The sequence below is a fragment of the Actinocorallia populi genome (genome assembly GCF_002995495.1).
GTDB classification, from domain to species: Bacteria; Actinomycetota; Actinomycetes; order Streptosporangiales; family Streptosporangiaceae; genus Actinocorallia; species Actinocorallia populi.
In genome coordinates, this window is the sequence record NZ_PVZV01000004.1 from 630,047 (window position 1) to 642,695 (window position 12,649).

Consider the following 12,649-nt stretch of genomic DNA (forward strand, 5'->3'; position numbering starts at 1 on the left):
CTGCGCACAACGCGGGACGGCGAGCGGTGAATTCCCGCGAACCGGGTAGACGTGAAAAGATCCAGAGAGCTATCAGACAGATTTCGGGAGGGCACGTGGCAGGCAACCTCACGCGCGACGAAGCGCGGGAAAGGGCCCGGCTGCTGACCGTCGAGTCGTATGAGGTGGAGCTGGACATCACCGCCGGCAACGGCGAGGGTGCGGTCTCCACCGGGACCGAGCGCTTCGGCTCGGTCACCACCGTGCGGTTCGGCGCCGAGGCCGGCGCGACCACCTTCATCGACCTGCACGACGCGGTCGTCACGGAGGCCGTGCTGAACGGGACCCCGCTCGACCCCTCCACCTACGACGCCGAGAAGGGCAGGCTCGCGCTGCCCTCCCTGGCGGAGTCCAACGAGCTCGTCGTCAGGGCCGAGATCCTCTACTCGCGCACGGGCGAGGGCCTGCACCGGATGGTCGACCCGGTCGACGGCGGGGTCTACCTCTACACCCAGTTCGAGACGGCCGACGCGCACCGCATGTTCGCGTGCTTCGACCAGCCCGACCTGAAGGCCGCCCACACGTTCACCGTGACGGCTCCGCGGGAGTGGCAGGTCATCTCCAACACCGCCCCCGAGCAGGACGGCGGCGTCTGGCGTTTCCCGGCGACCGAGAAGATCTCCACCTACATCACCGCGCTCGTCGCGGGCCCGTACCACGTGGTGCGCGACTCCTACGACGGCGGGCGCATCCCGCTGGGCATCTACTGCCGCGCGTCCCTGGCGGAGTTCCTGGACGCCGACGCCATCTTCGAGGTCACCAAGCAGGGCTTCGAGTACTTCGAGCGGGTCTTCGACTATCCGTACCCCTTCGGCAAGTACGACCAGCTGTTCGTGCCGGAGTTCAACGCCGGCGCCATGGAGAACGCGGGCTGCGTGACGTTCCTGGAGGACTACGTCTTCCGGTCGCGCGTGACGGACGCCGCCTACGAGCGCCGCGCCGAGACGATCCTGCACGAGATGGCGCACATGTGGTTCGGCGACCTCGTCACCATGCGCTGGTGGGACGACCTGTGGCTGAACGAGTCGTTCGCCACCTACATGTCGGTGTTGTGCCAGGCCGAGGCCACCCGCTGGAAGACCGCCTGGACGACCTTCGCCAACATGGAGAAGGCCTGGGCGTACCGGCAGGACCAGCTGCCCTCCACGCACCCGATCGCCGCCGACATCCCCGACATCCGGGCGGTGGAGGTCAACTTCGACGGCATCACCTACGCCAAGGGCGCGTCCGTCCTCAAGCAACTCGTCGCCTACGTCGGGCTGGAGAACTTCCTCGAGGGCGTGCGCCGCTACTTCCAGCGGCACGCGTGGGGCAACACCGTCCTGGCGGACCTGCTGGACGCGCTGGAGGAGACCTCCGGCCGCGAGCTGACGTCCTGGTCCAAGGAATGGCTGGAGACCTCCCAGGTCAACACGCTCCGCCCGTCGTACGAGGTGGACGAGGCGGGCGCGTTCACGAGCTTCGCGGTGCTGCAGGAGGCCGTGGCCCAGTACCCGACGCTGCGCTCGCACCGGCTGGCGATCGGCCTGTACGACCGCACGTCCGAGGGCCTGGTGCGCCGCAGGCGCGTCGAGCTCGACGTCGTCGGCGCGCGCACCGAGGTGCCCGAGCTGGTCGGCGAGCGGCGTCCCGACCTGGTGCTGGTCAACGACGACGACCTCACCTACGCCAAGGTCCGGCTGGACGAGCACTCGCTGAACACCCTGGTCTCCTCGATCGGCCAGATCAAGGAGAGCCTGCCGCGGGCGCTGTGCTGGTCGGCGGCCTGGGACATGTGCCGCGACGCGGAGATGGCCACCCGCGACTACGTGAAGCTGGTGCTGTCGGGCATCGGCGGCGTCAGCGACATCACGGTCGCCCAGACGCTGCTGCGCCAGGCACGCACGGCCATCGGCCAGTACGCCGACCCCGCGTGGCGGGACGAGGGCCTGCGGCTGATGGCCGACGGGCTGTTCGAGCTGGCGCGGGCCGCCGAGCCGGGTTCGGACTTCCAGCTCAACTACGTGCAGGCCTTCACCGGCGCCGCCGTCGCGGGTCCGCACCTGGACTTCGTCAAGGGCCTGCTCGAGGGCACGACGGAGCTGGAGGGGCTGAAGGTCGACACCGACCTGCGCTGGACGCTGCTGCGGCGGCTGGTCGTGCGCGGCAGGGCCGGCGAGGCCGAGATCGAGGCCGAGCACCGGCGGGACGCCACGGCCGCGGGCGAGCGGCACGCCGCCGCGTGCCGGGCCGCGATCCCCACGCCCGAGGCCAAGCGGGCGGCGTGGGACCGCGTCATCGGCGGCGACCTGCCGAACGCGGTGTTCCGCGCGACGCTGGGCGGGTTCGTGGAGCCCGACCAGGCCGAGCTGCTGGAGCCCTACACCGAGGAGTACTTCTCCGAGGTCGGCCGGGTGTGGCGCGAGTGGAGCAGCGACATGTCGCAGACGTTCGCGGAGGTCGCCTACCCGTTCCTCAACATCACGCAGGCGACGATCGACCGCACCGACGCCTACATCGAGGCGGAGAAGCCGCCGTCGGCGCTCGTCCGGCTGCTGTCGGAGGGCCGTGACGGGGTGGCGCGGGCGCTGCGGGCGCGGGCCAAGGACGCGGCCGCGGGCTGAGTCGTTCGTTCGGAAGGGCCGTCCGGGAGTTCCCGGGCGGCCTTCGCCGTATCAGTCCAGTTCGCCGCGCAGGCCCTGGAGGCTGGGTCCGTACAGGCGCAGGACGCGGGCGGTGAGCTCCTGGACGCTCACCGCGCCGGATCCGCCTGAGCGGCGGTGGATCCAGCTGGGGATGCGCCAGGGCCGCATCAGGACGACGCCGCCCGCCGTCATCCGGGTGTCCTTGGGCTGGCCGCCGTGTATCGCGACGATGATGGACGCCTTGACCGGCAGCCCGAGTTCGCCCGAGAGCGTCTCGGAGACGCTCTGCGCGAGCTTCTCCAGCCTGGCGATCACGTGGGCGCGGGACTCCTTGCCGACGAACAGCCGCCCCTTCACCGACAGCAGGGTGTCCTCGGGCGAGTACACCTGGTTCTCCACCAGCCAGACCCGGCTGTCCCCGACCACGAGGTGGGGGAAGGGCCCGTAGCCGGGGACCACCCGCCGGTGCAGCACGCTGTAGCCCCGCAGCTCCAGCGTCTTCAGGATGCGCGCGGTGTGGGCGGCGCCGCTCTCGCCCCGCCGCCACACCCGCGTGGTCAGCCGCCGCTGCGCCTCGAACAGCAGGTCGCCGGCGATGTAGACGAGTCCGGCGACGACGGCGATGACGGGATCGGTGAGCCACCAGGCCAGGGCCGCGAGGATGACCGCGTTGCGCGCCCGTGCCTTCCACCGCTGTCGCCTTCCCTCCAGCCACAGCCGTTCGTGGACCTGTTGGGGGGAGTTGCCCACCAAGGCGTCATTGTCGCCCTGGTAGATATTGTTGCCGAACATACTTCTATGGTCGCTTAGTCACAGTCAAAAGCAATATATCCGGGCGGTAACGGAGAGTTGTCAAATCACGGGGTGGGCACGACCGTTGACACTCTTCGCCACGATGTGGTCGTGTTTCCTAGATCGGACCGATCATCCATGGGGTGCACAAGTGAAGAAAGTCACGCTGGGGGCGACGCTGCTCGCCGGTTCGCTCGTCCTGGTGCCGCTGGCCGAGAGCGCCTCCGCCGCACCGGCCTCCGCGCCCGCGGCCACGGCCGCGCGGGCCGCTGACACGCCGAACCTGAAGACGGGCAGCAAGGGGGCGGCGGTCGAGCGGCTGCAGCTCCGCCTGAGGGAGCTGCACTACGACCCGGGCAAGGCCGACGGGCGTTACGGCTCGTCGACCAGGGCCGCGGTCTGGGCGTTCCAGAAGGTGAACAGGCTGCCGGTGAAGGCCTCGGGCCTCGTCGGCAAGAAGACCTGGGCGGCTTTGGAGGACCCGAGGACGCCCAAGCCCGTCACGCCCAAGCGGCTGCGGGAGGCGAACCGCGTCGAGATCCTCATCGGGCGGCAGCTCGTCGTGGTCTACAAGAAGGGCAGGATCGCCCTCATCAGCCACACCTCCACCGGCAGCGGCCGGTACGAGGACGGGGCGGTCTCGCGCACGCCGCGCGGCAACTTCCGCGTCGAGCGGAAGATCAGGGGCGTGCGGGTGGCGCCGCTGGGCACGCTATACAACCCCATCTACTTCTACCGGGGCTACGCGCTGCACGGCTCGCCGAACGTCCCGCTCTACCCCGACTCGCACGGCTGCGCCCGGCTGCCGTTCGGCACGGACATGAAGATGTTCCGGATGGTGCCGATCGGCTGGCAGGTCTACGTCAAGTGAGACGCCGAAGGCCCGGGTCAACGTTGACCCGGGCCTTCGACGTGTCGCCGGGGTCCGCGTGACAGGACCTCCCACCCCTGGGGCTCTCACACGCGGACCGCCGATCCGCCGCACGGTTCCCGGCGCCGGCCGTCGTCCGTCGAGGAGGAGCCGACGACGATCGGCGGTGGTTCTCCGTGCGACCCCGCTGAGCGGAGATGTCTCAAGACTAAGGAACGAGATCGCACGGAAGGCTACGTCCCGGTGACGTGTTTGTTTCCTGCGTTCCAACTCGCGGAACGCGTACGGGCGCACCGGACGGCCACAGCGGGATGACGATTCGGTTGCACGTACCTCCCCGAACGGGGAGATAGGGCACCCTTGGCCTCGCATGATCTCGGCCGACGGAACGGGTGCAGGTGCAGAAGACGCTGCCAGGTGGCATACATCCGCTGACGATGGAGGACCCCGCCGTGGTCGGCGGCCTGTCGCTGCTGGGCCGTATCGGCTCGGGCGGGATGGGGACCGTCTACCTCGCCGAGGACGCCGAGGGCGGGCGGGTGGCGGTGAAGACCATCCACCCCCGGCTGGCCGAGGACAAGGTCTTCCGCGCCAGGTTCGCCGACGAGGTGGCGCTGGCCGGGCGGGTCGCCTCCTTCTGCACGGCGCGGATCATCGGGCACGGCGAGGACGAGGCGCTCCACCCGGCGGGCCTGCCGTACATGGTGAGCGAGTACATCGGCGGGGTGTCCCTGGCGCGGCGCGTGCACGAGAGCGGGCCGCTGCCCGCCTCGGACCTGCACGGCGTGGCGCTGGGGGTGGCCACGGCGCTGGCGGCCATCCACGAGGCGGGGCTGGTCCACCGCGACCTCAAGCCGTCCAACGTGGTGCTGACCCTCTCGGGGCCGCGGGTCATCGACTTCGGCATCGCACGCGCCCTGGACGCCAACACCTCCTGGACGACGACCGGCACGGTGCTGGGGACGCCCGGCTGGATGGCGCCCGAGGTGCTGGTGGGCGGGAGCGCGACGCCCCCCGCCGACGTGTTCGCGTGGGGGCTGCTCATGGCCTACGCGGGCACCGGGCGCTCGGTCTTCGGCGAGGGGCAGGCGCTGGACGTGGCGCGCCGGGTGGTGCAGGACGAACCCGACCTCGACGGGCTGGAGGAGGGGGTGCTCCGGCAACTCGTCCGCGCCGCGCTGAGCAAGTCGCCCGGGGAGCGGCCCTCGGCGCCGGAGCTGATGCTGCGGCTGGTCGGGCGCGACCCGGAGGAGCCGCTGCCCGTCCCCGCGCCGGTCGCCGTCCCGCCGGAAGAGCAGCCCGTCTCCGCGGCGGCTCCAGTCCCGGAGACGGCTCCGGTCTCGGAGGCGGCAGCGGACCCGGAGGCGGCTCCGGCGCCGGTCCCGGAGGAGGTTCCGGAGACCGTCGCGGACCGGGTGAAGGAGATCCCGCCCGCCCCCGCTCAGGGCCGTCCGGCGCGGGTCGGGCCGGCCGTCGCGCTGATGGTGGCGGTCGCGGCGCTGGCGCTGGGGCTGGTGGTGGCGCTGTCGGAGGACGCGCCGCCGTCCTCCCGGGCACCGGTCCAGGTGACGGGGACCCCGCTTCCCTGAAGCACTGGAACTGTTAAGAAACTTGCCTATTATGGGTGTGTGATCCCCGCGCTGATTCCGGCCCCGCATGCCCTGACCGTCCACGACGGCTCCTTCGAGCTCACCGCCGACACCGCGGTGTCCGGCCCGGAGTGCCACGCCACCCGATTCCTGACCGCGCTCCTGCGCCGCGCCACCGGCTACGCGCCGCCCCCGTCCCCCGAGGGCGCGATCGTCCTGTCCCTGGACGGGCCGGCCGACCTGGGGGAGGAGGGCTACCGGCTGGACGTCTCCGCTGGGGCCGTCCGGCTGCGCGCCCGCACCGAGGAAGGCCTCTTCCGGGGCGTGCAGACCCTGCGCCAGCTCCTGCCCGCCGGGATCGAGTCCCCGGTCCCGGTCCCCGGCCCCTGGCCCGTCCCGTGCGTCTCCATCACCGACAAGCCGCGCTTCCGCTGGCGGGGGGTGATGCTCGACGTCGCCCGCCACTTCTTCGACGTCGCGGCGGTCAAACGCTTCGTCGACCGCGCCGTCCCCTACAAGTTCAACGTCCTGCACCTGCACCTGACGGACGACCAGGGCTGGCGCCTGGAGATCGCGTCGCACCCCCGCCTCACCGGGCACGGCGGCACCTCGCAGGTGGGGGAGGGGCCGGGCGGGCACTTCTCCCGCGCCGACTTCGCCGAGATCGTCGCCTACGCCGCCGCGCACCACATGACGGTCGTCCCCGAGATCGACCTCCCCGGCCACACCCAGGCGGCCATGGCCAGCTACCCCCACCTGGCCCCCGAAGGCGTCACGCCCGAGCTGTACCGGGGGATAGACGTGGGCTTCAGCCAGCTGGCCGTCCACAAGCCCACCACCTACGACTTCCTGGACGAGGTCTTCACCGAGGTGGCCTCCCTCGCCCCCGGCCCCTACCTGCACGTGGGCGGCGACGAGGCACTGCAGACCACCGCCGAGGACTACGCCGCCTTCATGACGCGCACCCTCCCCCTGGCCACCCGCCAGGGCAAGACCGTCGTCGCCTGGCAGGAGGCTGCCGCGGCCCCCGCCCTTCCCGAGGGCACCCACCTGCAGTACTGGCGGCCCACCCACGAACCCGTCCCCGCGCCCCTGGCGGACGCCGCGTCCCGCGGCGTCCCGCTCATCATGTCCCCCGCGAACCGCGCCTATCTGGACATGAAGTACGACGAGACCAGCGAGCTCGGCCTCATCTGGGCGGGCGCCCTCGGCGTCCGCCAGAGCTACGAGTGGGATCCCGAGGCCGTCGTCCCCGGCGCGCGGGTCGCCGGTGTCGAGGCCCCGCTGTGGTCCGAGACCCTCACCACCTCCGACGACATCGACCACATGCTCTACCCCCGCCTCCCCGGCCTGGCCGAGGTCGCCTGGTCCCCCGCCCCCAAGGACTGGTCCTCCTACGTTCCCCGGCTGCGCGCCCACACCCTGCGCTGGGACGCCGCCGGGATCACGTCCTACCACCGCTCTCCCGAACTCGGGGAGGGCTGACCTCCGTCCGGGCCGCCACCAGCGTCGCCACGACCGACACCTGGAGGGCCAGTTCCCCCAGGTTGCCCAGCCACGGGCGCGAGCCGCCGAGAGCGGCGGCCGCGAACATCGCGATCGAGCCGAGGCACAACCAGGGGCTCCCGGCCGTCCGCCAGATCGCGACGCCGAGGGCGAGCAGCACGAGGATCGTGACGATGGCGGGGATCGGCGGCCCGGCGGTGCCCTCGTTGGTGTAGCGCAGCAGGTCCTCGTGCGTCTCGGGGGCCAGCTCCAGTTCGAGGACGTCCTCGAAGACGCCGATCGCGATCAGCACCACCACCAGCACCCCGCCGGCGATGGCGACGGGCCGCGAAGCCGCCCACCGGACGCCCAGCCGCGCCGCCATCAGCCCGCCCGCGACGATGAGCAGGGGGGTGAGCAGTGCGTGGATCCAGAACCGGGGTGCGCTCACCGCCTCCAGCGTCCCGCCGAAGCCCAGCGGCCGGCCCGCCGCGATGGCGAAGTTGTCATAGGCCAGCCCCAGGCAGATCAGCACCACCACCAGCGCCGCGGCGCCCGCGGCCCTTCCCCGGGCCAGCGCGACGCCGGCCAGCGCCAGCATGCACACGCCCATCCCCGCCATCACCCACGAGAACACAGGCACTCCGTTTCCCTAGGAAGGACATCGTTTCCAGATCGGCTATCGTGCCCCTTTCCGCGGTGATTATCCAGAGGCGGGTTCCGATCCTCTGCGCGGCCGCCCGCCCGCGCCGGGGCGGCCGGGGACACCACGATCTTGTTGCGCCGGTCGGTGGCCTCCCCCCGAAAGTGTTGTAGAACTGGGGCGGGCCGGTCCTGCGACCGGCCCTTCCCCCCGCTCCGGAGGGCGTTTCCTCCGTAGGTCGGCTTATTCTCCGGGGACGGGCGGAGCCCGAGGATGACAGTGAACGGCGCGCGGAGCGGGGCCGTGGCGAGCCGCTCCAGGCCGGTCGCCCCGGGTTCCTCCGGCTGCTGACGGCCGGCCAGGTGGTTTCCGGAGCGGATGCCCCAGGTCGCGGGTGGGTCTGGCTCGTCCCGGATGACGCGGTGCTCTCCGTGGCGCTGTGCGCGGTACTGGCCAGGGGCGGCTTCCCCGCCACCTGCCACGACGAGGAGGCGCTGGCCCCCGCCGTGCGCGCGGCCGGAGGCGCCGGCCGGCTGGTCATCGTGGCCGACTCCGACGGCGGGCTGCCGGACCCCCGCCCCGTCCTGGTCGACCACCCCGGCCTCCCGGTCATCGCGATCGCCGGCCGCTCCGCGTTCGCGGCGCTGGCCGACCTGGTGGCGGACCGCGCCGTCAGCGCGGTGCTGGCCGCCGACGCCCCCTTCGCCGGCCTCGTCGCGGCCCTGGGCGTCCTGCTGCTGCAACCGCCCGGCCGGTGCGCGGCGCACGCGGCCACCGTGCTGCGCGAGCGCGAGGAGGAGGCGCGGCGGTTCGCCCGGCTGACCCGGCGCGAGCGAGAGGTCATGGCCGCGCTGCTGGAAGGCAGGTCCGCGGCCGAGATCGCGGCGGCGGAGCACCTGTCCATGCCCACGGTCCGCAGCCACCTGCGAGCGGTCCTGACGAAGTTGCGCGTCACCTCCCAGCTGGCCGCGGTGGCGATGGCGCACCGGTCGTGCCGGGAGCCCGCCCTGGCCGAGCGGGCACGGGAAGTTCATCAATTTTGACGAGTTCGGCCGGCGGCGCTCCGGGGATCATCACGTTGCACAAAAAATAAGCGCCCAGAAAATTGCGGGGCGCGCTGGAAAATAGGAGGAAACAATGGCGGGACAGGCATATTCGATCAGGATCGTGAACGACTCTCAGCTCGATTCGGAGAACGCGATCGTCTTCCAGAAGCACCCGGAGAAGCCGGCGGACGTCTACTCGCTTGCCTGGTTGTCCAAGGCGTGCCACGCCGACACCTGGGTGGAGTTCGACTGGACGGTGGACTACAACTTCGTCTGGGGCCAGTCGGGCGACCTCAAGGTGGGCGCCCAGTTCAAGGCGGGGCAGGTGGTCCCCGCCGACCTCGTCGCCAACAACCAGATCTCCCTGACCTACGAGGACGGCGGTTTCAAGTTCGGCCCGACCTCCCGCAACCCCGTTCGGGGCTCGCTGTTCATCAGCCAGGGGTCGGACGTGCCCGGCTACAGCGACCCCAACCAGGGCAGCGTGGGCATCGGCATGTCGGGCGCCGGGACGTTCGTGAAGCCGACCAGCCCGGACGGCGGAGGCGGCGTCCAGTTCACGATCAACCCCGTGTACTGGGTGGCGTTCGGCTCCCACGAGCAGGGCGAGGTGATCACCACCGACGTCCTGAGCTTCCCGCAGGAGCTCAAGTACCCCGACGGCAAGTTCAACGCCGAGTGCAGGTTCACCGGCGCCGGCTGGGAGCTGAGCTACGAGTGACGTCCTCCCGGGCGGCGTGCCGCCCGGCCCCTCCGGCCGCCGCTTCCCCGGCGGCCGGCGGGCCGGACGGCCGCACACGGAACGTCCGCCGAATTCCCGGGAGGACCCGATGCGGCTCATCCTGCATCAGAACATGAACAATTTCGACGGAGAAGGAGACCGCGGGAGGGCGTACGCGTCGGCTTTCGCGGAAATTCGGGAGGAGCTGGCGGAGACCGGAGACGCGGTCACGGTCGCGGGATTCACCGAGATCACCGGCCGCGGCCGTTCGGTGGAGGCGATGAAGGAGATCGCGGACGCGCTGTCCCTTTCCCACGTCCGCACCGTGGCCTACGGGAGGACCGCACTTCCGTACCACTACGAATGCACCACCGTGGCGTCCGTGGCGGCGCCGACGCGCATGGGCCGGATCTTCATCGACACCCGGGGCGGATCCGTCCTGCTGCATGACGATGCCGCTCCCGAGGACGGAGCCCTGTTCGACGAGTGGTGCACGGAACTGCCCGAGTTCGCGACGGCGGACTACCACGGAATCGTCTACGCGGTCGTGGACGGGGTGGGAATCGGATTCGTGCACAACCGGTACGGGGCGGGAGACGAAAGGCATCTCACCGCGCAGCAGATCCCCGATGTCGGGGAGCGGCTGGCAAGGTGCGGGAACCGCCGGATCCCGGTGTACATAGGCGGCAACTTCAACGTGGATCCCCGCAGGCGCGGCGCCTACAACGTGCACTACCGGGGTCTCGGCGCGGAAAAAGGGACCACGTACAACGGTCATAAACATGACTACTGGTACTCCAACGTCGGGGACGCGGCGGTCTCGGACGATTTCCTCGACCCGCCCGTCGCCGAAGCGCGGGCGGAGACCCTGGGGAACGGGATGTCCGACCACTGCGCCACCCTGCTGGCCATCTCTCCGTGACAGCACCGGAAAAGGGGGCCTGATGTCCGGGTAGGAAAACTGTCGGAGAAATTGATTTTTTTGATACTGAAGAAGTGGGTGCATCATGGTTTTTCGTGCATACGGGATCATCGACGATACCGAAAAAGACGTGCTGGTGATGGGAGTGAAGAACTCCGACTACCTGTCCGGCTTCCTCGTCTTCTTCGGAGGGCGCGTGGAAGAAGGGGAGACGGGCAAGGAGGGGTTTCTGCGGGAGCTGTCCGAGGAGAGCGTCGGCCGGGTCCTGTGCCCGGCCGACGACGTCCACCGGTTCAGGAAGTACCTCGTGACGGAGCCGTCGCCGGCGACGCTCTTCTTCTTCCGCTGCACCGATCCCAGCTACACGACCGGGGAGATCCCGTACGGCGGGGAGATCAGCTCGGTCGTCGCGGTGTCGGTCACCAAACTGCTGGCGCAACTCCCAGACAAGCCCGAGCAGGTGACGCCCGCCCTCGTCGCGGACGCCCTGATCAGCCTTTACGGAGGCGGAGCCGACGTGCGGGGGTACCAGACCTCCAAGACCGTACAGGCGTTGTGCGAGTACCTGATCGAGTACTACTACGACGAATGACGAGGCCGCGAGCCTCCCTCCGGCCGTGAGCCGATGAGCAGGAGAAGAACACGAAGCTCCCGGGCGGGACGTCTGCCCGGGAGCTTCGGCTCGACGCCTTCACGCTCCGCGTGCGGCCTCGGAGACGAGTGCGTTCGCGGCCCGGCGCGACCGCACGATGCGGACCTCGGCGTGCCGGGCGTGCTCGGCGAGCAGCAGCAGGACGCGCGGCCTCATCTCCTTGCGGTAGTTCCAGACGTACTTGACGAAACCCCAGGTGATCCGGTCGTAGACGCCGGTCTCGTCGTGCTGGCCGCCGCGGTGGCGGAGCCTTCGCTGAAGGACGCCCCACAGGCAGGTGAGGACGGGCGGATCGAGGAAGACCACATGAGTGGCGCGCCTGAGCCTGATCGGCAGGGTGGAGGCGTAGTTGCCGTCGATCACCCAGGCCGGAGCGGCGACGAGCCCCTCCTGGACGGCGGCGAACTCCTCCTGGGGAAGGCCGTTCCAGTGCTCGTCGTAGTAGACGGCGTCGAGGTGGGTGACCGTGGTTCCGATCACGGCCGCGAGCCGTCGGCCGACGGTGGTCTTGCCGCTGCCCCCGCACCCGATGACCGCGACCCGCTCCATGACCACCGACCGTAGCCGACGCAAGGAGCCGTCGTCGTGGCTCCGGCTTCATGAGAACTCCCTCATGAGCGCCTCATCCACGGCTCACCCGCGCCGAAGAAGGTCGAGGTATGAGAAAGTTCCTGGCTTTGATCCCCCTGGCGCTCGCCGCCCCGCTCGTCACCGCGGCCCCCGCGGCGGCCGACGACGACGTCACCTGCCGCGGCACCATCACCGCGCGCTCCATCGACGGCAACGTGCAGGTCCCCCGCGGCGCGACCTGCCGCCTCCTCGGAACCCGCGTCGACGGGGACGTGAAGGTCAACAAGAACGCGACGCTCATAGCGCGGGGCGTCCGCGTCAAGGGGAACATCCAGGCTGCCAAGCACAAGCGCGTCGACGTCCGCCCGCGCGGCAGCGCCCGCTCGTTCGTCGACGGCAACATCCAGCTCGAGCGCGGAAAGCAGGCGTACATCCTGCGCACGGTGGTGAACGGCGACATCCAGCTCTTCGGCAACAGCGCCCGCCAGACCGTGCAGCGCAACGTCGTCGACGGCAACCTCCAGTGCAAGAGCAACCGGGTGAAGGTCCGCGGCGGTGACAACCGCGTCGACGGGAACAAGGAAGACCAGTGCCGCCGCCTGTGACGGATGCCGTAAGCGCGGCACGTACGGCCTGCTGACGGTCGGGCGGGAGCGGGGGCGGCCTCCCGCCGGCCCGGGTTCGGGGCTTCCGGT

At 70.6% G+C, this 12,649-nt stretch carries 12 protein-coding genes; 9 read left to right on the top strand and 3 right to left on the bottom strand.

Going from position 1 to position 12,649, the window contains the following annotated elements; genetic code table 11:
* Positions 1–95: 95 nt before the first annotated feature.
* Positions 96–2,642: an aminopeptidase N gene (gene pepN / locus C2865_RS19700; RefSeq protein WP_106399932.1), complete on the top strand. Its 2,547-nt coding sequence runs from the start codon at positions 96–98 to the stop codon at positions 2,640–2,642.
* A 51-nt stretch (positions 2,643–2,693) separates the two neighbouring features.
* Here pepN and C2865_RS19705 read toward each other — a convergent pair whose 3' ends face one another.
* A complete protein-coding gene (locus C2865_RS19705; RefSeq protein WP_106399933.1) occupies positions 2,694–3,455 on the bottom strand; it encodes a hypothetical protein in 762 nt (253 codons plus the stop codon).
* Between the two features lie 151 nt (positions 3,456–3,606).
* Here C2865_RS19705 and C2865_RS19710 point away from each other — a divergent pair, with 151 nt between their 5' ends.
* The 3 genes from C2865_RS19710 (at position 3,607) to C2865_RS19720 (ending at position 7,400) form a co-directional block, all read left to right on the top strand.
* The gene (locus tag C2865_RS19710) at positions 3,607–4,326 is read left to right on the top strand and encodes a L,D-transpeptidase family protein (RefSeq protein ID WP_232835709.1); all 720 of its coding nucleotides are present in this window, start codon (positions 3,607–3,609) and stop codon (positions 4,324–4,326) included.
* Between the two features lie 437 nt (positions 4,327–4,763).
* Complete coding sequence (locus C2865_RS19715) at positions 4,764–5,915, top strand: serine/threonine-protein kinase (protein WP_106399934.1); 1,152 nt, start codon at positions 4,764–4,766, stop codon at positions 5,913–5,915.
* 39 nt (positions 5,916–5,954) lie between these two features.
* Positions 5,955–7,400: a beta-N-acetylhexosaminidase gene (locus tag C2865_RS19720; protein ID WP_106399935.1), complete on the top strand. Its 1,446-nt coding sequence runs from the start codon at positions 5,955–5,957 to the stop codon at positions 7,398–7,400.
* Here the strand turns inward: C2865_RS19720 and C2865_RS19725 are convergent.
* Complete coding sequence (locus C2865_RS19725) at positions 7,360–8,037, bottom strand: hypothetical protein (protein ID WP_106399936.1); 678 nt, start codon at positions 8,035–8,037, stop codon at positions 7,360–7,362. The two genes, C2865_RS19720 and C2865_RS19725, sit on opposite strands and share 41 nt — an antisense overlap.
* A 428-nt stretch (positions 8,038–8,465) precedes the next feature.
* Between C2865_RS19725 and C2865_RS19730 the strand changes: the two genes are divergently transcribed.
* From C2865_RS19730 to C2865_RS19745, 4 genes are all read left to right on the top strand, one after another.
* Positions 8,466–9,086, top strand: coding sequence for a helix-turn-helix transcriptional regulator (locus tag C2865_RS19730; protein WP_106399937.1), 621 nt, complete (start codon positions 8,466–8,468; stop codon positions 9,084–9,086).
* A 124-nt stretch (positions 9,087–9,210) separates the two neighbouring features.
* Positions 9,211–9,810 carry a hypothetical protein gene (locus C2865_RS19735; RefSeq protein WP_198653436.1) on the top strand — a complete coding sequence of 200 codons (600 nt, stop codon included), beginning with the start codon at positions 9,211–9,213 and terminating at the stop codon, positions 9,808–9,810.
* Positions 9,811–9,943: 133 nt separating this feature from the next.
* A complete protein-coding gene (locus C2865_RS19740; RefSeq protein WP_157963811.1) occupies positions 9,944–10,732 on the top strand; it encodes a hypothetical protein in 789 nt (262 codons plus the stop codon).
* Between the two features lie 85 nt (positions 10,733–10,817).
* A complete protein-coding gene (locus C2865_RS19745; RefSeq protein WP_106399940.1) occupies positions 10,818–11,324 on the top strand; it encodes an NUDIX hydrolase in 507 nt (168 codons plus the stop codon).
* 99 nt (positions 11,325–11,423) lie between these two features.
* On the opposite strand, the gene C2865_RS19750 is transcribed toward C2865_RS19745, so the two are convergent.
* Complete coding sequence (locus tag C2865_RS19750) at positions 11,424–11,933, bottom strand: P-loop NTPase family protein (protein WP_106400082.1); 510 nt, start codon at positions 11,931–11,933, stop codon at positions 11,424–11,426.
* A 110-nt stretch (positions 11,934–12,043) separates the two neighbouring features.
* On the opposite strand from C2865_RS19750, the gene C2865_RS19755 reads away from it, so the two are divergent.
* Entirely contained in the window at positions 12,044–12,559 is a 516-nt protein-coding gene (locus C2865_RS19755) for a hypothetical protein (protein WP_106399941.1), read from the top strand.
* Positions 12,560–12,649 lie beyond the last annotated feature (90 nt).

Bases quoted from the DNA above. Each gene is read 5' to 3' on its own strand.
- C2865_RS19755 (WP_106399941.1), top strand. From the start codon at position 12,044: ATGAGAAAGTTCCTGGCTTTGATCCCCCTGGCGCTCGCCGCCCCGCTC.
- C2865_RS19705 (WP_106399933.1), bottom strand. From the start codon at position 3,455: ATGTTCGGCAACAATATCTACCAGGGCGACAATGACGCCTTGGTGGGC.
- C2865_RS19715 (WP_106399934.1), top strand. From the start codon at position 4,764: ATGGAGGACCCCGCCGTGGTCGGCGGCCTGTCGCTGCTGGGCCGTATC.
- C2865_RS19750 (WP_106400082.1), bottom strand. From the start codon at position 11,933: ATGGAGCGGGTCGCGGTCATCGGGTGCGGGGGCAGCGGCAAGACCACC.
- C2865_RS19745 (WP_106399940.1), top strand. From the start codon at position 10,818: ATGGTTTTTCGTGCATACGGGATCATCGACGATACCGAAAAAGACGTG.
- C2865_RS19740 (WP_157963811.1), top strand. From the start codon at position 9,944: ATGAACAATTTCGACGGAGAAGGAGACCGCGGGAGGGCGTACGCGTCG.